Here is a 26,003-nt window from a genome sequence, read left to right as displayed (position 1 = left end):
TCATGTTCGCTCACTTATTTATTGACTAGCTTTTGAAGTTTCTTTTTTGACTGGAATGGTTACCTTTATCTCTTCCTGTGGTGCCAACATGTTCAGTTCAGTCAAATCAAGATAAAGCCCATATTCTTTAAAAGAAAAATGGTTTAATGATAAAGTCTCTAAATTCTTATCATCAAATTCAAAGGTGGATTGCATGGAAGCTGTCTTTAAATTCGTCACCTTCGCATGGTTCCCCTTCAAGTAATATCCGCTTTCATAGTCTGCTTGTGGATCGGGCCATGATTTCATCTTTTCAACATCGCCTAATCCAAGGAATTCACCTATATTCTCCATCACATCCTGATCTAATTCTTTTTGATCTACTCCAGTAAATTGATAATCAACAATCACAGAACGGTCTTTTTGCTCTATCTTAATGATTTTGATTCCGATGCCATGGTGTTTTGTTTTGAACTGAACAGGCAGCTTTGTCTTGAGAGGAATAATGTGGCTGTATTCTCGTTCGTATCTCACATCTGTGTAAAATGTCAATTCAGTCGCCTTTGGATTGATCGGCTGATTCAAAATGGTTAAATGATCGACTCTATTTTTTTTAGGAGAAAGTGGATTTCTTCCTAACCTTGTTCCTAATTCTAACTCGTACTCATTCCCTAAATTATCCTTCATTCCAAATATACTAACTCTATCATCTTTGGCAAAACCATTGTAATCAATGGCATATTGAATAGCCGAGCCATTCACTCCGTTTTCTACCTTTACATTTCTTATTTGATAACGTCCATTTAAAATAGACACGTCTTTTTGTCCAGCTAATAAAGTTGTTTTTTGCTTCACTACAGGTAATTCAAAACGCCAATTCCCTACAATATCTCCAATTTTTGAAATGACGAGTGGGGCTTTTTGACCTTGCTTAATTGTCTGTCCATTTGTATAGACTTCCATTTGTCCAACATATCGGCCATCCTTTAATTTTTTCAATTCCTGATTGTCGTAACTCGGTTGGAAATTTTCATTTATATCATCTAAGTTGCTGACGATGAATGGTACAGAACCTTCCTTTGTATTCAAATGATCGACAGTAAACGTATAAACAAGCCGCCCGGCATCATAGTATACACTGTTTACTTTCACAGTAATTCCTCTTGATTCAGCCCCCTCATTGACATGCTTCACCAAATCACTCTGAAAAAGAGCCATTCCTACTTTATCGTGAAACATCATATAAAATTGCCCAACTATCGGGACACGTGCCATCGCTGTATTAAGAGAAGGAAAAAGGAAACCTGATGAAAAGTAAAGGACGATGAGAACAATGGCAGAGTATATTGGCGTTCTCCAGTTCCATTTGAACCAGTGTCTTTTTTGTTCCGCTTTCACATCCCCAATGGCTTGGTGAATAGCAGAGGTCACTTCAACTGTTGGTACATCAATCTCATCATAAAGCTTTTTCATTTCTTTTCGTTCCATCGACACTCTCCTCCTTCTCCAATGTTTGCTTTAATAACTTTCTTGCTCGATACAAATGAGTTTTAACCGTTCCTTCAGGCACACCCATCTGTTCAGAAATCATCGAAATCGAATAATCTTGAAAATAAAATAGCTGAATCACGAGCTGATATTGCTCATCTAACACTTCAAGTGCATTTTTTAAATCGAGCTTGTCTTCTAAAAAATCATGTCGCTCAACGCTCTCATGATGCTGTTCAAACGGAACAACATCTTGCTGCTTTTTCTTCATCGCAAAAATCGTATGAATCAAAATCCGCGTCAGCCAGGTAGAAAAATAAGCCGGTTCTTTTAAGCCAGATAAATGCTTAAACGCTTTAATGACCGTCTCTTGAACAGCATCTAACGAATCCTCTTTATTTCTTGTATAGAGAAAAGCCGTTTTATATAAACGCTCCTGATACATCAGCATTAATTTCTCAAATGCCAGAACATTCCCTTTTTGTGCTTTTTTAATTAGACGCACTTGCTTCATCTCATCCACACCTCCTACACCTGTTAGAGCAAGGTTTCTCTCAAACGGTTTCAACAAACGGAAATTTCTTTCACGTAGCATATGTCGGACAAAAATAGAAAAAGTGAAGAACAGGCCGCAAAGATTATGTTGCATATTTGATATAATGGAAGAAATATCTACATAAAGGAGTATGCCGATTGTTTCTATTTGAAGAACCCGTATGTGCTAGCTGTCAGAAGAAGATAGAAGGTAACGAAGAAGTGTACATCAAGCTCGTCTATCCAAAGAGACGTGGAATGACAGAGGTAAAGGCTTGGCTGAGGAATGAAGGGGTTTTTTATTGTAAGGCATGTACAGAACAAAAGACATCGCATGGAGGATAACCAAATGAACAAAATCAACTTTCCACAAACATTTCCAACGATACATACCGAAAGACTAATCTTAAAACAAGCAACGATCAAAGACGTTGAGGATATGCACATCTACTTATCCAATGAAACCGTGTGCCGCTACATGGGAATCGATGCTCATGAAACGATTGAAGACACAAAAGGAGAAATCAAGTGGTATGACAACATCTTCAAAGAACAAACAGGCATCCGCTGGGGCATTTCTTTAAAAGAAGATCCTACGATCATCGGCAGCTGTGGCTTTCTCAATCTAGAAAAACAGCACTGCCGCACGGAAATTGGCTATGAATTGCATCACGATCATTGGAGAAAAGGCATCATGAGCGAAGCGATTGCTGCAGTGTTACGATATGGATTTCAGGAAATGAACCTGAATCGGATTGAAGCGATCATTGATCCAGCAAACATATCTTCTGTTCAATTATTGGAGAACTTTGATTTTGTACGAGAGGGTTTATTGCGGGAGTATGATCTTGGTCAGTATGGGTTTGATGATGTGTTTATGTATGCGATTTTGAAGAGGAATTACGAATAAAATTCTATTGGACAGAGGAGAAACAAATGACGTATAACACATGGATAGAAGACTGGTTTAAAAAGTGCGAAGAGCTAGAAATAAAGCCCTGGGAATGGGATTTTAAACAAAGTGATACCGAAAAATCGATAAAAAACACCTCACCAATTAAACTCATGTTAGAGTATAAGATTGGTAAACTCAAAGTAGCTGATTGCGATAAAAGACCTTTTCATATTTACCAAGTACTTTGGGGTACAGAGAGTGATCAAAAGATCGAAACAAAGCGTTATTTAGATCGTTACAATTTGATTCGTGGCGAAACAATGAATTCGTTTTGGACCACTTTTAAGAACAGTGTGATCAACTCATCTAATAAAAACACTTTATACGATGAAATTGGCATTGATCCAAGAATGGCTCTTATAGATCAATGTCATTTATTAATTTCTAATGACAACTTTAGAGACTTTGAGCTTGTTAAAAATAACATTTCAGCGTTTGAAAAATTCGCTACTTTATCTCATAGTATTGGAAATTTCACTGTATTACCTCATTGGATGAATACTGGTCGCTACTGTTTCTCTCAAGATTATTGGGATGTGACATTACAATCATTCTATGATTTTTTCAAACCAATGGGATGTTGGAAAAATTTCGTCGAAACATACTTTCTTCAACCTTATGTAACCAATGATGAAGAATGGACAGTTTGTGAATTTTGGGAAGGACATTTCTTAAACATAGAGAAACCCAAAAAACTAGCACCTAAAAATCAAAAGGAACTAATTGAGTATATACATAAAGTGAATTTAAGAATTGAAGAACGAGGTAAATGGATCATCAAAAAAGTCTGTGAAGAATTGATATTACAACACTTCAAATTTTATGATGAATTAAAAGATATGCAGATTCGATTTTCTAACGAAATGAATTAAATAAACATGAGTGAAAACAAGCAACTCTTCTTTTTTTCTTTTATATAAAAGAAATTAGAAAGAAGGTTTTCACTTGCCACGGCACTTAGACAACGTTCACGATAAAACTCTATGTTCCCTTACACTTTCTATGAGTTAAGTTGATAAGAATATAATCCCATTTGAAAAGTTCAAGAGAATCTTGAGGGTGAAAGAATGTCGGTAACAATATCTGAAAGACATGGAAACACCTTCAAAGAAATGAGGTTAGATTTTGAAAATATTTAGTCATGAAGTTATCCGAATCGAATTGGTAATAGTAGCATTTATTTTAATATCTATGTTTTTAAAATCAATTAAACTATATATTAAATTGTTAATGATTCAAACAAAACTTGGTAGAAGATTTCTAAACTTTATAGAAAATGACCTTTTATCTGAAAAAAGTTTACCACGGATTAGTAATTCAGTATTTTTAGTTTTATATTTTTCTTTGCTTATTGTTCAAAGTAAATTTGAAATCAAATTTATTGAATATCAAAATCAATATTTCAATTTAATTGGTGTATATGGATTTGTTATTGGACTTTTAAGTCTCTATGGTATTTATATAGGTTTTTTGCAATTTATAGTTGGTGACAGTGATAAAGTTAGATATTTAGGAAGAAGTAAAATTAAGCATTTAACAGATACGTCTATTTGGTATCAGGTCACGCATACAAAAACATTTTTAGGGATATTATTATTAACTATTATTTCTCCCATTCTAATTATTAATACTAGTGGAGAACTGAAAGACATTCTAATATATTCCTGGCAAACAAGTATTACAATGCTATTTTGGATTTACATCTTTTTAATCGGGATGAGCCTACAAATTATTCGTATATTATTTTTAATAAAGGGAAAATCAGACGTAGTTTTAGAAAATATTATAAGTGAATCAATATCTAATAAATACTATAGACAGTTTAGAAAAATGTATCGAAGAAAGTTTGATTATGGAGATATAATATTTTTCTTTAGAGTTCTCGAATCTGATATATCGAAAGTAGATAATCCATCAATCGGTTCCTTCTTAACCCAAGTATTTTCTAAAATAGATATTGAAGTAGGCTCGAAATTTGGAGAATTTAAAAGTGTCCGAGTTGAAAAATGTATTTATAGAGAAGAAAAAGTTTATTTATATGATGACTACAAAAGATTTATATACGAAAAATGGAAATTTTTATCTAAAATTCAAAAAAATATTGATTGGTACTATTTCAAAGAACTTATTGACAAAGACATGAATACCTTTAATTATTTAGTTGCTGAAACACCAGAGATATTTGAAAAGACCAATGAAAAATTTGAGCTTAGATCTGTCTTAAATAAACAAATAGGAAATGTTCATAATTATTTATTTGACCATTTAATAGAAAAAGCAGTTTCTAATTCAAGTAAAATGAAGGACTTATATGAAGATATCAACAATAATCTCACAAGAATTAAATTAAAGTCTGTATTAAAGAACAAAACAGCTGACCTTTTAAATAAATATTATGCTGGAGTTGAAAAATATAATTGGGAGACAATAGTTAAAAAATATTTAATTTCAGAATCTCAATTTGACCTGCCTAACTTTTCGAGATACTACAACGATGAATTGTATTCAAAAGCAGTGTTTGATTACTTAATTAGAAATCATGGTAATTTAAGAGAGAAAATTTCTGAGAATGAAAAATTGGAAAAATTAATTTCTTCGATGAATAAGGAATATATCGTTGCTTATTCCTTATATCAATTGTTTTATCCAGCTAATGAAAAATGGAATGATAATACTTTATATTTCAAAAGAAAACTAATAGATGCATTTTATTGGCCTGAAGAGGACAAGAAAAAGGAATTATATTTTTCATCCGCCAAAATAGTTGCACAAACTCATATAAATCACAGAATCACTTTCAAAGTGCTAACGACTATTTATACTGACAGAGGAAAGCAAATTGAAAATATGGACTACTATGATCAATTTGATTATAGCCTTATCTCACCTCTTAAAATATTATTCATTCAAGCGATATTATCGCCTAACAACAAATATTCCCATAGAATTGTCTTAACAAAACAACAAACAGAAAATGATTTAAGGAAGATTAAAAATCTTTGTATGGAATTTTTACGTGCCGTTGATAAAATACCTAAATTAGCAAAATATGAAGAATTAACAAAAACAATGGAATATTTACTAGGAGAAATTCCCCTAAATATGAAAAGCATAGTTGATGATTTGAATATAGTCAGTCTGTTGTATTATGAAGTCATCGTAACTTATAAAAAGGGAAGCTCGGCAAGTAATCTATTTCTTGAATCTATCACATATGGAAATGAAGGTGACATATTTATTATTTTAGATAGAGAATCTATATTCACATTTTTTGCGTTAAAAATTATTGACAGTAACTATGAACAATATTTCAAAAACAAACAATTTTTATATGCGTTTAAAACTGGTGGAATTTCTATTCTTGATAGAATAGATATGACATTAGATGAATATCTAGAAACAATTTATGAAAGGTTAAAAAATTCAATCTACGGAAAAATTGGGAAGGCTAGTTTGAGGCTGCTTTCTATTAAAATAGAAAAAATTCTTTTTGATTAACTTTTTAATAGTATCTTTCATAAAACTAAAACAAAAGAAGCAACAATGTCCATAAAAAAGAGTCGAAACCCTCCTTAAGGAATTCGGCTCTTCCCACCCATTAGTAGCAGACGTCTTACTCGTAATATCATCCATCCCCCGGTTAATATGCTTCACTTCATTCACAATACGAGTTGATATCTTTTCAAGCACGTGCGTCCCAAGAGATTCTTACCCGTCAAAGTAAAATATTTAGATGAGGCAAGCAAAGCGACACAATTTTCACAGTATGATTTGACTTTATAGAAAGATAGGAACTGGATGATTGTAGAATAAATACAAGATTGTTTATTTTTAATCCCTTATAAGAATAAAATTACAAAAATAGATTGGTTAAGGGCTCAAACAAAATAAAATTGAAAAGATAAGACACCGAGAAGACAAAAAAAATCAATTAAAAAAGATATCCCTACCACTATCTCTTTTTTGTAAACTTGGTATAATAGAAAAAATCAGAAAAATTAGAATGCGATGATAAGGAATAGTACTTGCCGAATTGTTTTCAGAAAGTTGCTGGCTGATGAGAAGCAATAACAAAAAGGCAAGGAACTCACCTTAGAGTAGCCTTAGTGAAATGAAAAGGATTGATGTAGTTAAGGTCGGCACCCCACCGTTATATGGGAAGGATATAAGATCAAACAATCTGTATCCGAATAAGGGCATGATAATGTTTGTTTATCATGAAATAGGGGTGGTACCGCGTAAGAAGAAGTCTTTCGTCTCCAAGTTAAATCTTGGGGATGAAAGGCTTTTTTTATATTCCAATTACAGGAGGAATCAATGATGATGTTTAATCACAAAAAATACGAAAAGAAATACTTTTTGCCACCGAAGCTTACTTATGATTGGGTGAAGAAAGAAACACTAGAAAGTGCTCCGATATGGTGCAGCGTGGACTTACGGGATGGAAATCAAGCATTACCTATTCCTATGAACTTAGAAGAAAAATTGGAAATGTTTCAGTTACTAGTAGAGATCGGTTTTAAAGAAATTGAAATCGCATTTCCAGCTGCTTCTGATACAGAGTTTAGGTTTTTGCGGACACTGATTGATCATCACATGATTCCAGACGATGTCACGATTATGGTGATCACGCAAGCGAGAGAGCATATTATCCGCCGAACCTTCGAAGCCATTAAGGGGGTACCGAAAGCGATTGTTCATTTATATAATTCGACTTCAGAAGCGCAGCGCAGACAAGTATTTAAGAAAACAAAAGATGAAATTAAACAAATTGCCATTGATGGAGCTATTTTAGTAAAAGAACTTGCCGAAAAAACAACAAGTGATATTTATTTTCAATATAGTCCAGAAAGCTTTCCAGGAACAGAAGTTGATTATGCGTTAGATATTTGTAATAGTGTTTTAGATATTTGGAAACCGACACCAAATCATAAAGCAATCATCAATATTCCGACAACAGTTGAATATTCAATGCCTCATATCTTTGCAAGTCAGATTGAGTATATACACAAAAATCTGTCTTACCGAGACAGTGTGACATTATCTGTTCATCCTCATAATGACCGTGGCTCTGGGGTGAGTGATGCAGAATTTGGTGTTCTGGCTGGCGCAGAAAGAGTCGAAGGTACATTATTTGGTATCGGTGAACGTACAGGGAACGTAGACTTGATTACCTTGGCGATGAATATGTATTCACAAGGTTATGATCCAAAATTGAATTTCAATAACCTAGAAGCTATTCGTAAAAAATATGAAAAACTAACAAAAATCACTGTTCCTGAGAGACAGCCCTATTCTGGGGAGATGGTTTTCACTGCATTCTCTGGGTCACATCAAGATGCGATATCCAAAGGGATGAAATATAGAAAAGAAAATAATATTGATAAATGGGACGTTCCGTATATCCCAGTAGATCCAGTTGACTTGGGGAGGAACTATCAAACGGATGTGATTCGAATCAATAGCCAGTCTGGAAAAGGCGGCATAGGCTATATACTAGAAACAAATTATGGCATTAAACTTCCTTATCAAATGAATGAAGCCATGGGATATGCAGCGAAAAAAGTATCTGATCAGACAAATAGGGAATTGTCTATCGAAGAAATATATCATGTTTTTGAAAAGCAGTATGTTGATTTTCACCCTCATTTCCAGCTGCTTGATTATCAATTTAATAAGGGAAATAAGCAGGAAGTCACCTTAACTTTGCTGAGAGATCAGCAACAAATTGACATACAAGGAACTGGCACTGGAAGTTTAGATGCCATCAGTAATGCGTTAAAAGCATATTTTCATCTCGATTATGTTTTGGAAGTCTATGAACAGAATTCTTTGGGCAAGGATTCCGAAGCAAAAGCCTGTGCACAGATTGGAATTTCATCTCAAGGAAAAATGCATTGGGGTGCGGGAATTGATAAAGATATTATAGAAGCAACAGTAAAGGCTCTGGTGGTTGCAGTAAATAAACTAGAGGTTTGGATGTAGATGAAAAAAGATAAACTTGAAAAACATGAAGTGATGCAATATTTAAGAGAATATAACGAACAAGAAATCTTTTATCAACAATACCAACAGAAAAAGCATGACAATACATCATTGCAATTATTTTTGAAGGATTATGATAAACACAGTCTAATGCATAAACAAATATATATAGAAGAATTTTTGCTAAATGGGCAGAATGAATTTGAAAAGGAAGATACTATGTGGTTAGATCAGGAGAAAGATATCGAAGTGAGAAAGTATAGCCGTTTTATGCCCCAATTGTCGGCTATCCATGATTTCTTTGAGATGATCTATGTTCTGGAAAATGAGATGTATGTAGAAGTGGAAGGCAAAAAAATGGCTTTAAAATCAGGAGATATTGCCTTTATTCCACCTAACACAATTCACAAGCCAATTGTAATGGAGAATACAATCGCCATGCAAATCATGATCCGTAAGAGTACTTTTCAAAAAGTGTTTTTTAAAATGTTAAAAGGAAATCATGTCATTTCAGAGTTCTTTTTGAATGCATTGTATATAAAAGAAAATAAAAATATTCTTATTTTCCATAGTCACTTGGATAAACATTTGCTAGACTGCTCTCTTCAACTATTTGCAGAAAATTATAATCGGTTCCCTAGTTACCAGTTGATTATGAATAATGTGTTTGAGATATTATTATGTCTCTTATTAAGATTCAAACCAAGCCATATGAACGTCAATCAGGTCAAACAATCTAGTGATATACGTATGATTCAAATGCTACAATATATTCAGCAATGTTGTGAGCATATCACCATCCAGAAGATGGCAGAGGAATTTAACCTTTCACAATCTTATCTGTCAAAATATATAGCTCGTAAGCTTGGCAAATCATTTCGTGAGATTCGACAAGAAATAAGATTGGAAAAAGCCTGCGAAATGCTCACTGGTAGCCATTTACAAGTAGATCATATTGCGGCAGCCGTTGGTTATCAAAATGCAGAGCATTTCATTCGTTTATTTAAGAAAAAGTATCACCTAACACCACATCAATATCGATTAAATAATAGATAATAAAAAGGAGAAATGATCATGTCAATCAAACAAGTAAAAGATTATTTTAAACAATATGATATGGATACTCGAATTCAAGAATTTTCAGTATCTAGTGCAACCGTAGACTTGGCTGCTTCTGCACTGGGCTGCGAACCTGAAAGAATCGCAAAAACACTCTCCTTTCTAGTAAATGGACAAGCTATTTTAGTTGTGACCTCTGGCGATGCAAAAGTTGATAACAAAAAATTCAAGGAATATTTTAAAACAAAAGCTAAAATGCTTTCTCCTTATGAGGTTGTTGACTTGGTCGGTCATGAAATTGGCGGAGTATGTCCTTTCGCTACAAAGAATGGCGTTTCTGTTTATTTAGATATTTCACTCAAACGTTTTGAGACAGTCTATCCAGCCTGCGGGAGCAGTAACAGTGCTATTGAACTCACAATAAAACAATTAGAAAAACACTCCGGTTATTCACAATGGATTGATGTGTGTAAGGGATGGAATGATGAATGAACACATGAAGACGGAAGGAAAAAGTGCAGTTAAAAATAAAAAAGAGCTAGAAACCCTTGATACACAAAGGTTTCTAGCTCTTTTACAATTATTCCCACTCAATCGTAGCAGGCGGCTTACTCGTAATATCATACACCACGCGGTTAATATGCTTCACTTCATTGACGATACGAGTTGAGATCTTTTCAAGCACGTCCCAAGGGATTCTTGCCCAGTCACTCGTCATACCGTCAATAGACGTAACAGCACGGATACCGATTGTGTAGTCGTATGTTCTTGCATCACCCATGACACCTACGCTACGGATGTCTGGGAGAACCGTGAAGTATTGCCAGATGTCGCGCTCAAGGCCGAAGTTGGCAATTTCTTCGCGTAGAATCGCATCAGATTCACGGACGATTTCTAGTTTTTCTTCAGAAATTTCACCTAGTACACGGATACCTAGTCCTGGACCTGGGAATGGCTGTCTCCAGACGATGTCATCAGGAATGCCAAGCTCTGAACCTAAGGCACGGACTTCATCCTTGAATAGCGTATTGAGTGGCTCAATCAATTCGAATTGCATGTCTTCTGGAAGACCGCCTACGTTGTGGTGAGATTTGATTGTTTGCGCTGTTGCTGTTCCGCTCTCAATAATGTCTGTGTAAAGTGTTCCTTGTGCTAAGTAGTCGATTCCTTTTAGCTTGTCCGCTTCGTCATCGAATACATAGATGAATTCGTTACCGATGATCTTACGTTTTTGCTCAGGATCAGACACACCTTTTAGCTTGTTTAAGAAACGATCTTTTGCATCTACTTTAATCACGTTCATGTTGAAACCTTCGCTAAATGTTTTCATAACCCCTTCAGCTTCGCCTTTGCGAAGAAGACCGTGGTCAACGAAAATACATGTCAGCTGATCGCCGATGGCTTTGTGGATCAATACCGCCACAACAGATGAATCGACACCGCCGCTTAGTGCGCACAATACTTGCTTGTCGCCTACTGTTTCACGGATTTTCTGCATTTCGATTTCAATGAAGTTCTCCATTGACCATTTGCCATCGCAATCACACACACCGAAGACAAAGTTTTTCAATAGGTCATTTCCGTACTCAGAGTGACGAACCTCTGGGTGGAACTGAACGCCATAGAAATTCTTCTCAGCTAAGCTCATCGCTGAGTTTGGACAATGTGCACTTGTTGCATCGACTGTAAAGCCCTCTGGTACTTCAACTACGAGGTCACCATGGCTCATCCAAACGACTTGATCCGTTGGAAGGTCTTTGAATAAAGCAGGTGTTCCGTTAATATGAATATCTGCTTTTCCATATTCACGCTGGCTTGCCGCTTCTACTTTCCCACCTAAATAGTGAGTCATGAGCTGCATGCCGTAGCAAATGCCTAGAACCGGAATGCCTAGATCAAAAATCTTTTCATCACAGCGGAAAGATCCTTCATCATAAACACTGTTTGGTCCACCAGAAAGGATGATTCCTTTAGGCGCCATTTCTTTAATTTCTTCAGCAGTTAAAGTGTGCGGATGAAGCTCACTGTACACACCAAATTCACGAATACGGCGTGTGATCAACTGATTGTACTGACTGCCGAAATCGAGAACCAAAATCATTTCATTTACTAAATTTGTCATGGTGTCACCTCTATGTCCAATATAGTTTTTTATAAACGCACAGAAAAAATGAGAGGAGAAAACCTGCTCTCAGTGTGAATCACGCTTTTGAAGCGCCCAGACTCACATCCGAACGCTTCAATTTCATGTATTTTAGAAGGTTTTAATATTCACCTATTCTAACAACAGGAAGGTACGCGGTCAAGACTATCTCCTGTTTATTAAATTTTCCCATAACTTTGCCGACTGCTGCCAAAGCGCCGACGAATCCTCTCGCCGATAAAGCGCACGTTCATAGAGCTGCGTCAGCTCTGACATGTCATGATCTCCGTCCTTGTCATCGATCAAAGAAGCGAATTCTCTTAGCGTCATACCTGGCTTTTTCTCAATTCCCCTGCGCCCTAGCTGCTTTAATAGAGCCGCATATGCATAGAAGAATGCTTCGTCCTCCGGCAGACGTTTCACCTTTCTTACAATAAAGAATGGCAGCCATCTTGTTCTGAATCGATAAAGCAACCAGCTGATGAATCCAAGCAGGACAATAGCTCCTGCCGCATAACCTGCAATTGAACCCGCATGTACCATATTTGGCTTTGCCTTCGCTGCTTGTTTCTTTTGTTGTGCCGGCTGCTCTGTCTCCTGCTGCTGCGGCTGGTCTTGCGGCTGATCTTCACTTGCATCAGAACTAGACTGATTTTCTTCTTCCTTTTGATCATCCGTTTGATCGCTTGAAACGGATTCATTCGTAAATGTCTCTGGGTTTGTAAATCCTTTTGTCGGTTCAAAGGTAACCCAGCCTCTGTTTGGAAAATAAACCTCTACCCATGAATGCGCATTGTTATTGGTTACTTCATACACATTGTTTCCATCCATTTGTGTTTCATATAACTGGCCAGACGTATACCCTTTCACCCATCTCGCCGGAATACCGATCGAACGAAGCATCACAATCATAGAGGTTGAAAAATTATCACAGTAGCCAATCATCGTATCAAATAAAAATTGATCCACATAATCTTCATTACGACCAGGCACAGCGACATTTTGCGTTTCATATGAAAACTTCGCAGATCCTAAATAATCCTCGATCGCTTTCGCTTTATCATACATATTATCCTTCGTTTCCGTTAAGCTGTTTGCCAAAGTTTTCACACGCTCTGGGAGTGAGGATGGAAGCTGCAAGTATTCACGGCCAACCTGCTGATTCACCTGCTTTTTTGTCGGTACTTTGATTCTCTGCAAATCCTCTAGGATAAATGTAGGAGATAAAAAGCTGACTTGATAGTTCCCTAAATTTTTGGGTGGGTTTTGCATAGACGGGACAATTTTCTCCGTTTTGCCCATGATTTGCAGCGGAATGTTTTCCATTGGCGTCAGCATGATCGTTCCAATAGGATACACAGCATGATTAAATCGATAATCCGATTCTATATCGATTCTTGTTTCATGCTCCTCTGTTTTCACTCGCTCAGTAAACCACCGATTCGGCACAGTGTCGTCCTTTAGCCGAGTAGGCTTCGTATCATTTGATGCATCCTCCCAGCCCTTTCCTGTGTAAATACTTTTTGTTTCTACACGAAAATAGGACGGCTCCTTTCCGCTCCATTTAAAGACAGGTGTGCGGTCCTCACTAAACGGTCCGCCAAGCGCCGAATCATCTGCACTATATCCCACTTTATTCTGCCCGGCTGTTCCATCTTGATTCGTGACCGCCTTAAAAAACGGGACAGGGTCGGGCCATTTCGGATCAGACTTTGGCAAAGAAGCACCGAGTGACGCTGATAGAAGGACAAGCGCGAGCATGGGGAAAAACCACTTTAGACGCGCTTTCTGTGACACCCGAACGCCCTCAGCTGAACGCAGTCGATCGAAATACAGCAATCCAAGCAAACAAAAGCCAAATACCATAATACGAACGATCGCAAAGGTCGCATCATATGGCGTAAACGTATCAAGAATCGTGACATACACAATCGTCATCAGTAAAAAGAAAAAGATACGCTGCTGATAGACCACCCAATAATGAAGCAAGTAGACAAGCAGCCACAGCAAAATATAAAACAACAATGTGCGGAAAGACGGATACATATCACTCCACATACCCATGCTCATTAACGTGATATTATCCTTAATATCAGCAAACAAAGCAGACGGATAGCCTGGCGCTGATTGATAAAAGATCAAATATAAGGCGAGCAAAATCAGTCCAGCACAAATAGGAAACGTCACATACCACTTCAGACGAAAGAACGTAAACAAACACGTAAGCCCGATAAAAATGATGAAATAAGACGTATGGCTCGTCTCTGTAAAATCTTGAAGTGGACGAAGCCACTCCCATAGCAGCAGAAAAGCTACAGCATAATAGATGAACAATTCAAAACGGCTTTGCCGCAGATGCGTATGCAGCATAAATGTTTGTCACCTCACAGTTCTTTCGTGCAGCCGGTCTTCAAATAAAAGGGTGATGCGTATTCCAGAGGCCTTGAGCCGGTCTGCAAGCTGTTTTTCTTTTGTCGTCAAACGGTCAACGGCTTTCTTCACTAAAAGCACGGTGATGTTCTTTCTATTTCGATTTCCAAAGAGACTTGCCGCAAGCTCCTCCTGCAGCTGACCTGTGACGACATATTTTCCTGAATGCTGATACTCACTCGCTGCTAACGGTTTATATTCTAGTGCGCGGGAAGGCTGATGCTGCACCCTTGTTAAATAATAAAGCATGTCCTGTAAATGAAGTTCTCCTTGATCGACTCGAAAGGCATGCTGATCTCCCAGAGGGACAAGACCGGACGGCACTCCTTTTTTCACAGCCGTTTGAAGAACAGATGCTGTAATAGAGACAACTGTTTCATAAACAGCTTGATCAGTAAAATCAGCAAACACGACAAGGTCCTTTGCTTGATTCTGTTCAAATTCCTTCGTCATCAGCTGGCCTCTTCTGGCCGTCGTCTTCCAATCCACCCAAGCAAACCGGTCTCCTTGCTGGTATTCCCGTACGCCTGTTGTCACATGGGTCGGTTCATTTAACCACGAGTGAACCGCTTTGCCTCCATTTTCACTCACTGACTCAGCAGGCTCTACAGGGATATCCAGCACTTTTGGGTAGACAAGCAGCTTTTTCTCTAGCGGAATGATGATTTCTTTTTCAACAAACCCAAACATATCACCCGTTTTGATTCTAATCGCTGTCAAATGATGCTCTCCCCGCGGAATATCGTTCAATTGATAAGTAAATCGCCATGTTTTCCGAAACCAAGGAAACAGCATTTTCTTCATTTCAATCTGTTCCTGTAAATGAAAGGTGTCTGGCGGAGCATCCTCTATCATGACGTAAACGTACGGAAATGGATGTGTACGCTTGATTTCAAGGTCAACGGACAGCACATCCCCCGCCTTCAAGCGGGTTTGCTGTAATGTTCTCTTGGCTGTCGCGCGAAGCGGTACGAGCGCAAACAGCAATGCATACAAAGCATATGGTAAAAATGCATAAAAAAGGAACCAGCTCACAAACCCTCCCTGAAACATGGCATAACAAAAGGCTGCCGCGGTGAGAATGATGAGCATCATCACCCGTAACCATAATGAAACTGCTAAACGATGACGCGACTTCATTGAGTCATCGACTTTTGAACTGGCACGCCAATTTGCTCAAGCATTTGTCGCAGCAGTGTCTCCGCCTTCTTCCCTTCATATGTCGCTTCTGATGTCAAAATCATACGATGCGGTAATGTATAAGGCACCAAATACTGTACATCATCAGGAATCACATAATCGCGCTGATTCAAAAGCGCATACGCCTGTGCCGCTTTCATCAAGGCGATCGATCCCCTTGGACTGACACCTAGATAAACAGATGGGTGTTTACGCGTCGCTTGAGCAATTTCAACAATATATTCTTTAATGGATGCATCCACATGAATGGTTTGAACAGCCTGTTGCAACGCATGGATATGTTCCTTTGTCATGACAGCTTGGAGCGTATCAATCGGGGATTGCTTCTCCTGCAAGTTGAGCACCTCCAGCTCCTCGAGCATGGTCGGATATCCCATCTGCAGCTTGAATAAAAACCGGTCCATTTGCGCTTCTGGCAGCGGATAAGTTCCTTCATATTCAACTGGATTTTGCGTCGCCATGACGAAAAATGGATCCGCAAGCGGCATCGTTTCCCCGTCCACAGTGACACTGCCTTCCTCCATCGCTTCAAGTAATGCTGATTGTGTTTTAGGAGAGGTCCGGTTGATCTCATCAGCTAAAATAATCTGCCCCATGATCGGTCCTTGCCTAAATTCAAATTCATTCGTCTTTTTATTGTAAATCGACACGCCTGTTACATCTGACGGCAAAAGGTCAGGAGTGAATTGGATTCTCTTAAACTCACAACCAATGGATTTTGCCAAAGCACGAACCATCATCGTCTTCCCTACACCAGGCACATCCTCTAGCAGCACATGCCCCTTCGCCAAAATCGCAACAAGGCTTAATATCGCAATGTCTTTTTTCCCAACCATGACTTTATTGATGTTATCTACGATTTTTTGTAAATCTGAATGCATCGGTTCTTCAAATGCCATCCTGATCCTCCTATCACGTTTCTGTCAAATTTCATATAGTCTAACTTTACCATACAACACGCATTTGCATATAACATCAGCACGTATAAAAAAGAAGCCTTCTCACGATGGAAAAGACTTCTTCTCTTCTTTCGGCTCACTTGCTGGCTCCATATGAACATGAGAGTGTAAAATATCATGCTCTTGTTTCATTCTGCGTTCAATTTCATCTGCAATATCATGGCTTTCTGCAATGTTCAAGTTGGGCTCGACCTCAACCACTACATCCACATGGACTGTACTTCCAAGATAACGCGCTTTAATATCCTTTAAATCGCCCACTCCTGGTGTTGCTTCAATGGTCTCTTTATATTTAGACATATCTTTGATATGAAAACCGTCTGTTAACGAATGAGAGGCATCTCTGAAAATCTCCCATGCAGTTTTACAAATAATTAAGCCAATGACAAACGCTGCAAGCGTATCAATCCATGCCAGCTGAAATTGAGAAGCCATAATTCCTACAAATGTTCCAATACTCACATACGCATCTGATTTATTATCAGCAGCTGCCGCATGAAGAGCCTGGCTATTGATCCGTTTGGACAGATTGCGGTTATAAATATACACACCGTACATCACAACAGCACTTCCTGCTGCCGTCCAAGCCGCGATCATATCCGGCGTTTGATGCTCAGATGAGAAGAGCGACTTCCCTGCACTCAGCAAAACCTGAAGCCCAACAAGCATCATGATAAAGGAAGCCACAAGAGACGCAATATTTTCCGCTCTAAAATGACCGTATGGATGATCTTCATCAGGCGGCTTTTGAGAAATACGCAGCCCAATCAACACAGCAAGGGATGCAATAATATCCGTCGTGTTATTCAATCCATCTGCAGAAAGAGCCTCTGAATGAAACACATATCCAATAATGAGTTTGACCGCAGATAAGATCACATAGGCAATGATGCTGACCCAAGCACCCGTTTCACCTTGTCTTAATTCGTTATAGCGCTCCATGTCGAACCGCGCCTCCTCACACATCACTTTTCTATTATTTATCTTACAAAGCAAAGCCCGTGTGGGTCTACAGCAACATGATTCGCTTATGTCAGCAAAATAGGATAAATAGAAATGTGTTGACCTAAGTAAACTTATTTTTACAAGGTCAAATGACCTCAAGCCTTACTCCTATCAACCTTTTCCAATTCTCTTCGAAATGGACATATCGTCAAATCTCTCTCCTTGGATGAATTATCAGAATAATTTTATTTTGTGACACAACTTCCCCACTCCCTTTTTTATGTTATTTTAAGAATCATCCGAAGGAAAAGAGGGAACATAATCTCTCAAATCCTTTCTACTTTTTAACATCATGTTAAGAGGTTTGAAATGTCAGTTTGATAACCTGTCCAATGCTGAATGACAATTCAGTGTGATAAAATTTAAAATATTCTAAAAACAAATTCTCTATTCATGAGAAATGTTTGGAGGTAAAGAAATGTCCAACATGACAAACGGTCTTCAAAAAAACCTTAAAACAAGACATATTTCGATGATCTCCATTGCTGGGGTCATTGGGGCAGGGCTATTTGTTGGTAGCGGCGCTGTCATTCATTCTGCAGGGCCTGGATCCATTCTTTCCTATTCTTTTGCCGGACTTCTGGTGATCTTTATTATGAGAATGCTCGGAGAAATGGCATGTGCCTATCCGACAAGCGGTTCTTTCTCACAATATGCGAGCGATGCTATCGGTCCATGGGCCGGTTTTACAATCGGCTGGCTTTACTGGTTCTTCTGGGTGATCGTCATCGCCATTGAAGCCATTGCTGGTGCTGCCATTATTCAATATTGGTATGGAGATGCACCTGTTTGGCTCACAAGTCTTATCCTCACAATCCTCTTAACATTAACAAATATCTTTTCTGTTAAATCTTTTGGCGAATTTGAATATTGGTTTTCATTGATTAAAGTCGTCAGCATCATTCTCTTTCTACTCATTGGTTTTGCATTTATCTTTGGTTTTGGCGGTCATCATACTTCAGGACTTGCCAATCTAACAGGGAACGGCGGTTTCCTTCCAAATGGATTCAGCTCTGTGTTACTCGGAATCGTTGTCGTCATCTTTTCCTTCATGGGAACGGAGATTGTGGCCATAGCGGCTGGTGAATCAGCAGACCCAGTCAAATCTGTGACGACAGCCACACGCTCTGTTGTATGGCGTATTATCGTATTCTATGTCGGATCAATTGCTGTCGTTGTCACCTTACTTCCGTGGAATTCCGCAAGTATTTTAACAAGCCCGTTCGTTGCGGTATTAGAATACATCGGTGTTCCATCAGCCGCTCAAGTCATGAACGTTATTGTCTTAACAGCTGTTCTATCTTGTTTAAACTCCGGATTGTACACAACGTCCAGAATGCTTTATTCATTAGCAGAAAGAGGCGAAGCGCCGAAACGCTTTATGAAAATCAGCAAACGTGGTGTTCCTGTAGCGGCTACAGTCGCAGGTACCTTCTTTTCCTACATTGCTGTCATGATGAACTATTTTTATCCTGAAACCATCTTTTTGTTCTTAGTCAATGCATCTGGAGCCATTGCCCTTCTTGTCTACTTGGTCATCGCCGTTTCACAATTAAGAATGCGCCGTAAAATCGAAAAAGAAAATCCAGAACAGCTCAAAATCAAAATGTGGCTGTTCCCATACCTCACGTACTTTACCATTTTGGTCATTTGCGCCATCTTGGCATCGATGCTGTTTATCGAATCCATGCGGCCACAGCTCATTTTGACGAGTATCATTACCTTTAGCGTACTGGCTGCTTATTTTATCTTTAAACCGAATAAAAAAGTGCCTGCAAATGCGGCGCTTGAAAATAAACACCCGTAATTCTCCCGCTGAAAAGCGGGTTTTTTTATTTTATTCACCTATTTGGATGTCCGCACTTATACTGTATCAAATTGTATTTAAGTGAGGATTAGTCAACATGAACCTAGAAAAATTTGTTGACGAGCTTCCAATTCCAGAAGTCGCGGAGCCCGTCAAAAAAAACCCAAGACAAACGTATTATGAAATTGCTATGGAGGAGGTATTCTTAAAAGTTCATAGAGACCTGCCCCCAACCAAGTTATGGACCTATAATGGCAGTTTGCCTGGTCCAACCATTAAAGCCAATCGAAATGAAAAGGTCAAAGTGAAATGGATGAACAAATTGCCATTGAAACATTTCCTCCCTGTCGATCACACCATTCATCCTGGGCATCACGATGAACCAGAGGTCAAAACAGTCGTTCATCTGCATGGCGGTGTCACGCCAGCAAGCAGTGACGGCTACCCAGAGGCCTGGTTTTCAAGGGACTTTGAAGCAACCGGCCCTTTTTTTGAAAGAGAGACTTACGTATACCCGAATCATCAGCAAGCCTGCACATTGTGGTATCACGATCATGCGATGGCATTGACACGACTAAATGTGTACGCCGGTTTAGCTGGGTTTTATTTGATCTCAGATGCATTTGAAAAGTCCTTAGAGCTTCCGAAAGATGACTATGACATTCCTTTAATGATTATGGACCGTACGTTTCAAGAGGATGGCTCACTGTTTTATCCTAGCAGACCAAACGACTCGCCAGAAGACAGTGACATTCCAGACCCATCCATCGTGCCCTTTTTTTGTGGAGAAACAATCTTAGTCAATGGAAAAGTATGGCCGTATTTAGAAGTAGAGCCGCGAAAATACCGTTTTCGTATTTTAAATGCGTCCAATACTAGAACTTATGAGCTGCATCTAGATAACGACGCTACAATCATGCAAATTGGTTCAGATGGGGGCTTTTTGCCAAGACCCGTTCGCCATCAATCATTTAGCATCGCGCCTGCTGAACGTTTCGATGTCATCATCGACTTTTCAGCTTACGAAAACAAAACGATCACTCTCAAAAATACAGCCGGCTGCGGACAGGATGTGAATCCTGAAACAGATGCGAACATTATGCAATTCAAAGTCACACGTCCGCTAAAAGGAAGGGTACCTAAGACATTACGTCCGATTTTCAAACCGCTGCCACCGCTTCGGCCAAGTCGAGCTGATAGAGAGCGTACACTCACACTTACCGGCACACAGGATAAATACGGCCGCCCAATCCTATTGCTCGATAACAACTTTTGGAATGACCCTGTCACGGAAAATCCTCGTCTTGGCAGTCTAGAGGTTTGGTCCATCGTCAATCCAACCAGGGGTACACACCCTATTCATTTGCATCTTGTTCAATTTAGGGTATTAGACAGAAGGCCGTTTGATACAGAAGTCTATCAATCGACAGGAGAAATCGTGTATACAGGGCCAAACGAAGCGCCTCCTTTACATGAACAAGGCTACAAGGACACCATTCAGGCGCATGCAGGTGAAGTCATTCGGATCGTTGCTCGATTTGTTCCATATACCGGCCGATATGTGTGGCATTGTCATATTTTAGAGCATGAAGATTATGACATGATGAGGCCGATGGATATCATTCATTAAAAATGAAACCATTCTTCCGCTAAATGCGTAGAACTTTTATGAAATTGCTGATTACAAAGGGCTAACGGACATCTATTCATTAGCCCTTTTATGATCCATTTCAAAATGGAAAAATAAATCGCATGAATCATTCCTTTGAGGAGCATTACACACTTAAAAAGTTGACGCAGCAAACCGATAATACTACTATATACCCATTACATCTATCAAAAGGCACATAAGCCATAATGAACGAACAAATGGAAAATTGCGATAACAAACGGAGGAGTTCAATTTGAATGAAGAAAAAGAAACTTGCCAGGTCAAACAAGAAACAGCGGCAGGTAACAGAGAGAAGCTTTCAATTCATGAGAACGAGAGCATTCGGTCAAACATTGAACAACTAACCATTGAACTCAGTGAACAAAAAGAATTCAACCACTTCATATTAGATGAAAAACAAAAGGCCATCAGCACATTATCTTCCCTCATCACAAAAGGCGATTGTGATGAAGACTTAAAGACTCATTTTGAACAAGCATTACATATTGGACTTTCTGTCATAGAAATTATGGAGATTATTAAACACTGTACAAAGGTTGCTGGCTTCCCTCACTCCATTAATGCCCTGTTTATCTTTCAAAACTTATTAGATGAAAACAAATAAAACAGAGAAAACGAGATGTCATCAGTCCTCTCGTTTTTTTATGTTCACTCATATTACTCTTTTTCTTTTTCTCTGTCACATAAGCAAAATATGAAAATAGCACTCGTATCACTGTTTAAAAGCTGATTTTCTTCCTATAAACTCACCATTTCTCCAGCATTTCAAATGACAAAATAAAAAAACGTCCAGTTATATAAATAACTGAACGTTTCCTTTATCGATTGACAGTGAAATTGTTAATGATTCCGCCATCCTTCTCCCAAGCGGCTTCCACTGTTTTCTTCTTCATATTGTATTCAAAAATCGTTCTTACCTTCGCCTTTCGTCCAGTGTCATCCTTTAATTCTTTTGCGTTTTTTGCAACACCTAAGAAATAAACTGACGACCCGTCCGTAGAAAATTGCGGCTGTGCAGCACTTAAAATATGAACATCCTGACTGTTTTTAACGAGTGTCGTCGTTTTTCCTGTTTCTACATCAAGCATTTTAATAGAGGATATTTCTTTTTCTTTACGAACCTTTACTTCTGTATAAATCAATTTCTTATGATCTGGAGAAAATGAAATGTCATTGATCGTTTGTGAGATGCGTGCAATGCGTTTCCCCTTCTCACCTGTTTGAAGGGTGATCTTCATGGTTGTTGGTTCAGGATCTCTGCCCTTTTCATTCGCTTCATCGGTTTTTTGATAATCTTCTTTTAAAGAATAATGCTGGATCGCCAAATCATTTGAAGTCGGATCATATGCAAAAGAACTCACCGTATCGTCCTTGCTTTTTTCTGGATACAGCTCCTTCATTTTGTGTGTTTTCAAATCAAAAGACGCGACATAAAATTGCTCTCCAGACTCCTTGTTATACCTAAGAAATAACTTCTTCCCATCACCAGACAGTCTCATACTGTCGATGGAATCATCACTCGTAAACAGTGTTTTTTCTTCTTCAGATTTCACCTTTAATTCCCGAATACTCACCTTTTGCGTATCTTCATCTGTATACGTGTAATATAAAACCTGTTTCGTAGAATCATAAGCAATCGAAGGATATGCTGTCAGTTTCTCCGTATGAAGCGCCCGATCATGCAAGTAATAAGTATTGTTTAACTTTTGATCTGTAAATGAAACGAGCAATTCGTCTTTTGCATCTTGGTTTGTTTTGACTTTCCCTGCATGTTTTGCCTCTTGCCCCGGCTTCATCATGAAGAAAAGAACTGCCGCAATTACTGCGACGCCAATGACTGTGATGATCCACCATGTTGATTTTTTCATTGCCTTTCAGACCCTCTCTACAAGAAAAGAAGCCAGAAAATGAACTTTTCCCGCTTCTTTGCATGCCTATGTATTAATAAGTGTAATGCCCTTTTACGACACCTTTACTTGTTTTATACCCAAGTGCTTTGAATGCTTTTGGACTTACGTCTAGTACAGCATTTGGCATTCTGCCTACATCATATTTATATACTGTAATCACTTTATGTGGTTTCGCTTTTGTTGTCACTCTTAGTTTTGTACCTTTTTTCGGTACGTCAAAGCCCATTTTAGTTGCTGCATCCCAATGACCGAGTTTTTTTCCATCTGCGCCTTTTTTGCCGACACCATTATACCAAGTAATATTGCCGCTTACTTTTTTTGCACTTGCTCCATGTGAGAAACTGAATGCTAAAAATAAACTAGCTACTGTTACGATTGTCGTGATAAGCTTTTTATTCATTAAGAAATCCTCCGTTTTTGGTTTCTGCACTTATTATACATGAAGATGAACCCAGTTATTTTACAGACACATTACAATTCAAATACAAGTTGACCACTTTATGACCGATTAAGTTCATAAATACTGCCAAAATCAGCTAGAACATTGTAAGCAGCTCCCCTCTTTCATTTTATATAATGAAGGTGAATCAAATTTAAGGGGGAATTTTCATGAAAAAGTGGTTCACTGTTTTGATTGTAAGTTTGGCCTTCGTTTTGATGTTTTCAAGCCTTCCTGCCTCAGCGGCTAGTCCTCGTCACGGCGCCATTGTGACACAAACGGATGAAGCCAAATGGTCAGGTATCTCTGCCGATATTGTCCTGCCGAAAACAGCCACCATTAAAAATGGCTATGCGGACTGGTATCTCGGTCTCGGCTCTGCCGTTGTAGAGAGCGGTATTTCAAAAACGTCTTCTGGCTATAAGGTCTTTCTAGGCAGCGGCTCACAAGGCGGCAGTAAATACTGGAACAGCGAATACGATTCAAGTATTAAAGATGGCGCACGCGTCAACTTAAAGCTCATCAACAACGGTGATGGTACAGTGTCACTATACGTCAATGGAAAACTGCGTTATAAGCAGCCTGTTTACAACCCTAGCCGTCTGAAAAACCTTGATGTTGTCAAAATGGTACACGGCGTACAGGATAATGGAACAAACAGCTATTCACAAGCAAGCTTCTCAAATGTACAGCTTCGAGCAAATACATCAGGAAGTGTCTATAAAAAATGGGATGGGTCAATCAAATCATCGCTTTTACGTAAAATTTAGAATCTGGTGCTGCCACTCCTAAATTCACTGTTATTTCTTCTATTCCATTAAGTACAAGCCTTTCAGCACAATAAGAAATAAAGCACCCGATAGAGGGTGCTTTTTATTGTTCACAGCTTATCAACACTTCTCTTTTAATCAAAACAAGGATTCGTGGTAACATAAGCATACATACTTCGGAGAAAAAAGGAGATCGAACGTGAAAAAAAGTCTACTTGTTTTCATGAGTCTAGTTGCAAGTCTCTGCATTCTAGCAGCTTGCTCAAATACGACGAAAGAACAAAAAACAGAAACGAAGGCACTTCCAACAATTAATGAACGCATTCAAAAGGAAACGAAAGAAGTGATGGAGCAGTCTAAGCTCATCAAAGACACTGACATCACCGTTGATCAAAAGAAAAAAATCATTTCTTTAAACGTAACAGCTTCCTCTGATACCAATAGTGATTACGCTGAAGTCATCGGTTTAAACTTTGCCAAGACGCTTGCCATTGGAGCATCAACCGAAAAAGAAAACAATCTTCATAAACCAGAAAACGACAGCCTCGGCGCCCTCTATTCCTTTTATGACCTAAACATCACCGTGAAACAAGAAAACGGCAAGGTGCTGGCAAAGGGAACGAAAAAAACAAACGAAACAAAAATTACTTGGGAAAGAGCCCAATAACTGCTTGATGGATTTTCTTATAAATAAAGAGCTTGTAGAGAATCACTCTACAAGCTTTTTTTAATGTTCATCTCGGTTAAATCATCTCTCATAACATTGACCAGTGCGTGAATATCTGAGTGAGCCCTTGATGCTAATCGTACCAGCAAATCCTCTAAACATTCATACAAATGATGATCTCTCATTATATATTCCTCATATAACGGAATTACAAAGAAATAGAGCAAATCAGCGAATTCAAGTGCAGCGTCATCTTCATTTTCATCGTCTAACGCCTCTCCAACACTTTGAATCAACCAATTCAAATCTTCTTTCTTTTCAATCGGAACATACATCAGCTGATGAATATAATCCGTATCCTGCGTTTGTAAAATCCGCTCCGCTGTTTCTTTTGATAGCGCACCAATCTCTGTAGAAGAAATATTCACAACCGCTAATTCGTCCTCTGATCTTACTTGATCCATTTGCAACAAGTTTTGGTCCATCTCGACTCACTCCCCATTCTCAGATACCTTTATTATAAGGAATTGATCTGATCTTTTATGGAAATAGTGGATTTTTTTATGTAATTTTAAAGAAAATGTGACATTATAAGCCAAGATATCTTATATCTCTGAAAATAAAAAAACACTCTTGATCATAAGAGTGCTTTCTCATACTTCCTATAATCTTTCCTTCATCGCCTCAACGATTTCCACTTCACCCTCTGCTTCGAGCTTTTCAACGATGCGGGCATAATCCCTTTCGTGGCGATTTTGGCTTAATTTAAAAGCAGCCTGAACTTCATCAATGATGATCTTAAAGCCTACAATGCCTTTCATTTGCTTCTCTAACAGTTCCTCAGATAACGTATCCCATAGCACCGGCTGTTCTCTGTGACTTTCGTATGTCTCCAGCATTGTGGTTAATTTCTTTTGCTCTTCGTCTCCCATGTGAAAGGCATGCCCCCCTGTTTGAAAAAGCCCAAATTTTCAGATTTTCATATACCTTCACCTTTAGAA

21 protein-coding genes, 3 pseudogenes and 1 other annotated feature are annotated in these 26,003 nt (G+C 38.5%); of the genes and pseudogenes, 12 read left to right on the top strand and 12 right to left on the bottom strand.

The window, feature by feature from the left end; genetic code table 11:
* Positions 1-18: 18 nt before the first annotated feature.
* Both QR42_RS03180 and QR42_RS03175 read right to left on the bottom strand, forming a co-directional pair.
* Positions 19-1,467 (bottom strand): DUF4179 domain-containing protein, encoded by a 1,449-nt coding sequence (locus QR42_RS03180; RefSeq protein WP_039176925.1) that lies wholly within the window; start codon positions 1,465-1,467, stop codon positions 19-21.
* The gene (locus tag QR42_RS03175; protein WP_039176922.1) at positions 1,436-1,981 is read right to left on the bottom strand and encodes a sigma-70 family RNA polymerase sigma factor; all 546 of its coding nucleotides are present in this window, start codon (positions 1,979-1,981) and stop codon (positions 1,436-1,438) included. The genes QR42_RS03180 and QR42_RS03175 overlap by 32 nt, the downstream gene beginning before the upstream one ends.
* 179 nt (positions 1,982-2,160) lie before the next feature.
* On the opposite strand from QR42_RS03175, the gene QR42_RS19550 reads away from it, so the two are divergent.
* The 4 genes from QR42_RS19550 to QR42_RS03155 all read left to right on the top strand — a co-directional run bounded on the left by QR42_RS19550 (position 2,161) and on the right by QR42_RS03155 (position 6,454).
* Positions 2,161-2,346, top strand: a complete 186-nt coding sequence (locus QR42_RS19550) for a hypothetical protein (protein WP_039176920.1) — start codon at positions 2,161-2,163, stop codon at positions 2,344-2,346.
* Between the two features lie 4 nt (positions 2,347-2,350).
* On the top strand, positions 2,351-2,911 hold the full coding sequence (locus QR42_RS03165; RefSeq protein WP_039176918.1) for a GNAT family N-acetyltransferase: 561 nt from the start codon (positions 2,351-2,353) through the stop codon (positions 2,909-2,911).
* A 26-nt stretch (positions 2,912-2,937) separates the two neighbouring features.
* Entirely contained in the window at positions 2,938-3,828 is an 891-nt protein-coding gene (locus QR42_RS03160; protein WP_039176916.1) for a hypothetical protein, read from the top strand.
* Between the two features lie 253 nt (positions 3,829-4,081).
* Complete coding sequence (locus tag QR42_RS03155; protein ID WP_039176914.1) at positions 4,082-6,454, top strand: hypothetical protein; 2,373 nt, start codon at positions 4,082-4,084, stop codon at positions 6,452-6,454.
* A gap of 90 nt (positions 6,455-6,544) precedes the next feature.
* Here QR42_RS03155 and QR42_RS19545 read toward each other — a convergent pair.
* Positions 6,545-6,646: pseudogene (locus QR42_RS19545) on the bottom strand (GMP synthase (glutamine-hydrolyzing)); the annotation flags it as partial.
* A gap of 309 nt (positions 6,647-6,955) precedes the next feature.
* Positions 6,956-7,220, top strand: a binding site (T-box leader).
* A gap of 59 nt (positions 7,221-7,279) precedes the next feature.
* Here QR42_RS19545 and QR42_RS03145 point away from each other — a divergent pair.
* From QR42_RS03145 to QR42_RS03135, 3 genes are read left to right on the top strand one after another with little or no spacing between them, the layout of a single operon-like run.
* Positions 7,280-8,941 carry a 2-isopropylmalate synthase gene (locus QR42_RS03145; RefSeq protein ID WP_039183004.1) on the top strand — a complete coding sequence of 554 codons (1,662 nt, stop codon included), beginning with the start codon at positions 7,280-7,282 and terminating at the stop codon, positions 8,939-8,941.
* Positions 8,942-9,997, top strand: a complete 1,056-nt coding sequence (locus tag QR42_RS03140) for a helix-turn-helix domain-containing protein (RefSeq protein WP_039176911.1) — start codon at positions 8,942-8,944, stop codon at positions 9,995-9,997.
* An 18-nt stretch (positions 9,998-10,015) separates the two neighbouring features.
* Positions 10,016-10,492, top strand: coding sequence for a YbaK/EbsC family protein (locus tag QR42_RS03135; protein ID WP_039176909.1), 477 nt, complete (start codon positions 10,016-10,018; stop codon positions 10,490-10,492).
* Positions 10,493-10,580: 88 nt separating this feature from the next.
* On the opposite strand, the gene guaA is transcribed toward QR42_RS03135, so the two are convergent.
* The 5 genes from guaA to QR42_RS03110 form a co-directional block, all read right to left on the bottom strand.
* Positions 10,581-12,122, bottom strand: a complete 1,542-nt coding sequence (guaA, locus tag QR42_RS03130; protein ID WP_039176907.1) for a glutamine-hydrolyzing GMP synthase — start codon at positions 12,120-12,122, stop codon at positions 10,581-10,583.
* 186 nt (positions 12,123-12,308) lie between these two features.
* Positions 12,309-14,513, bottom strand: a complete 2,205-nt coding sequence (locus QR42_RS03125) for a DUF4129 domain-containing transglutaminase family protein (RefSeq protein WP_039176905.1) — start codon at positions 14,511-14,513, stop codon at positions 12,309-12,311.
* A gap of 9 nt (positions 14,514-14,522) precedes the next feature.
* The gene (locus tag QR42_RS03120) at positions 14,523-15,608 is read right to left on the bottom strand and encodes a DUF58 domain-containing protein (RefSeq protein WP_228285989.1); all 1,086 of its coding nucleotides are present in this window, start codon (positions 15,606-15,608) and stop codon (positions 14,523-14,525) included.
* 101 nt (positions 15,609-15,709) lie between these two features.
* Complete coding sequence (locus QR42_RS03115) at positions 15,710-16,672, bottom strand: AAA family ATPase (RefSeq protein WP_039176899.1); 963 nt, start codon at positions 16,670-16,672, stop codon at positions 15,710-15,712.
* A gap of 102 nt (positions 16,673-16,774) precedes the next feature.
* Positions 16,775-17,674, bottom strand: a complete 900-nt coding sequence (locus QR42_RS03110; protein ID WP_034282879.1) for a cation diffusion facilitator family transporter — start codon at positions 17,672-17,674, stop codon at positions 16,775-16,777.
* Between the two features lie 481 nt (positions 17,675-18,155).
* Between QR42_RS03110 and gabP the strand changes: the two are divergent.
* The 3 genes and pseudogenes from gabP to QR42_RS03095 form a co-directional block, all read left to right on the top strand.
* A pseudogene (gene gabP, locus QR42_RS03105) lies at positions 18,156-19,552 on the top strand (GABA permease); the annotation flags it as partial.
* 89 nt (positions 19,553-19,641) lie between these two features.
* A complete protein-coding gene (locus QR42_RS03100; RefSeq protein ID WP_039176892.1) occupies positions 19,642-21,174 on the top strand; it encodes a multicopper oxidase family protein in 1,533 nt (510 codons plus the stop codon).
* A 274-nt stretch (positions 21,175-21,448) separates the two neighbouring features.
* Complete coding sequence (locus tag QR42_RS03095; RefSeq protein ID WP_039176890.1) at positions 21,449-21,820, top strand: carboxymuconolactone decarboxylase family protein; 372 nt, start codon at positions 21,449-21,451, stop codon at positions 21,818-21,820.
* A 214-nt stretch (positions 21,821-22,034) separates the two neighbouring features.
* Here the strand turns inward: QR42_RS03095 and QR42_RS03090 are convergent, their stop codons facing one another.
* Positions 22,035-23,084: a hypothetical protein gene (locus QR42_RS03090; protein ID WP_039176887.1), complete on the bottom strand. Its 1,050-nt coding sequence runs from the start codon at positions 23,082-23,084 to the stop codon at positions 22,035-22,037.
* Positions 23,085-23,157: 73 nt separating this feature from the next.
* Complete coding sequence (locus QR42_RS03085; protein WP_024424478.1) at positions 23,158-23,526, bottom strand: RlpA-like double-psi beta-barrel domain-containing protein; 369 nt, start codon at positions 23,524-23,526, stop codon at positions 23,158-23,160.
* Positions 23,527-23,735: 209 nt separating this feature from the next.
* On the opposite strand from QR42_RS03085, the pseudogene QR42_RS03080 reads away from it, so the two are divergent.
* Both QR42_RS03080 and QR42_RS03075 read left to right on the top strand, forming a co-directional pair.
* Positions 23,736-24,409, top strand: a pseudogene (locus QR42_RS03080) (hypothetical protein).
* Between the two features lie 125 nt (positions 24,410-24,534).
* The gene (locus tag QR42_RS03075; protein ID WP_039176883.1) at positions 24,535-25,002 is read left to right on the top strand and encodes a hypothetical protein; all 468 of its coding nucleotides are present in this window, start codon (positions 24,535-24,537) and stop codon (positions 25,000-25,002) included.
* A gap of 47 nt (positions 25,003-25,049) precedes the next feature.
* Here the strand turns inward: QR42_RS03075 and QR42_RS03070 are convergent, their stop codons facing one another.
* On the bottom strand, positions 25,050-25,487 hold the full coding sequence (locus QR42_RS03070) for a hypothetical protein (RefSeq protein WP_039176880.1): 438 nt from the start codon (positions 25,485-25,487) through the stop codon (positions 25,050-25,052).
* Between the two features lie 177 nt (positions 25,488-25,664).
* Positions 25,665-25,934: an FMN-binding negative transcriptional regulator gene (locus QR42_RS03065; RefSeq protein WP_442852922.1), complete on the bottom strand. Its 270-nt coding sequence runs from the start codon at positions 25,932-25,934 to the stop codon at positions 25,665-25,667.
* Positions 25,935-26,003 lie beyond the last annotated feature (69 nt).

This window comes from Bacillus sp. WP8 (genome assembly GCF_000800825.1).
Taxonomy (GTDB): domain Bacteria; phylum Bacillota; class Bacilli; order Bacillales; family Bacillaceae; genus Bacillus; species Bacillus safensis.
The sequence above is the reverse complement of the archived record's forward strand: the minus strand, read 5'-3'. Positions and strand labels throughout refer to the sequence as shown.

Excerpts from the sequence above, each read along its gene's own strand:
- QR42_RS03180 (WP_039176925.1), bottom strand. The coding sequence starts at position 1,467 with ATGGAACGAAAAGAAATGAAAAAGCTTTATGATGAGATTGATGTACCA.
- QR42_RS03175 (WP_039176922.1), bottom strand. The coding sequence starts at position 1,981 with ATGAAGCAAGTGCGTCTAATTAAAAAAGCACAAAAAGGGAATGTTCTG.
- QR42_RS03165 (WP_039176918.1), top strand. The coding sequence starts at position 2,351 with ATGAACAAAATCAACTTTCCACAAACATTTCCAACGATACATACCGAA.
- QR42_RS03160 (WP_039176916.1), top strand. The coding sequence starts at position 2,938 with ATGACGTATAACACATGGATAGAAGACTGGTTTAAAAAGTGCGAAGAG.
- QR42_RS03145 (WP_039183004.1), top strand. The coding sequence starts at position 7,280 with ATGTTTAATCACAAAAAATACGAAAAGAAATACTTTTTGCCACCGAAG.
- QR42_RS03140 (WP_039176911.1), top strand. The coding sequence starts at position 8,942 with ATGAAAAAAGATAAACTTGAAAAACATGAAGTGATGCAATATTTAAGA.
- QR42_RS03135 (WP_039176909.1), top strand. The coding sequence starts at position 10,016 with ATGTCAATCAAACAAGTAAAAGATTATTTTAAACAATATGATATGGAT.
- guaA (WP_039176907.1), bottom strand. The coding sequence starts at position 12,122 with ATGACAAATTTAGTAAATGAAATGATTTTGGTTCTCGATTTCGGCAGT.
- QR42_RS03125 (WP_039176905.1), bottom strand. The coding sequence starts at position 14,513 with ATGCTGCATACGCATCTGCGGCAAAGCCGTTTTGAATTGTTCATCTAT.
- QR42_RS03115 (WP_039176899.1), bottom strand. The coding sequence starts at position 16,672 with ATGGCATTTGAAGAACCGATGCATTCAGATTTACAAAAAATCGTAGAT.
- QR42_RS03110 (WP_034282879.1), bottom strand. The coding sequence starts at position 17,674 with ATGGAGCGCTATAACGAATTAAGACAAGGTGAAACGGGTGCTTGGGTC.
- QR42_RS03100 (WP_039176892.1), top strand. The coding sequence starts at position 19,642 with ATGAACCTAGAAAAATTTGTTGACGAGCTTCCAATTCCAGAAGTCGCG.
- QR42_RS03090 (WP_039176887.1), bottom strand. The coding sequence starts at position 23,084 with ATGAAAAAATCAACATGGTGGATCATCACAGTCATTGGCGTCGCAGTA.
- QR42_RS03085 (WP_024424478.1), bottom strand. The coding sequence starts at position 23,526 with ATGAATAAAAAGCTTATCACGACAATCGTAACAGTAGCTAGTTTATTT.
- QR42_RS03070 (WP_039176880.1), bottom strand. The coding sequence starts at position 25,487 with ATGGACCAAAACTTGTTGCAAATGGATCAAGTAAGATCAGAGGACGAA.
- QR42_RS03065 (WP_442852922.1), bottom strand. The coding sequence starts at position 25,934 with ATGGGAGACGAAGAGCAAAAGAAATTAACCACAATGCTGGAGACATAC.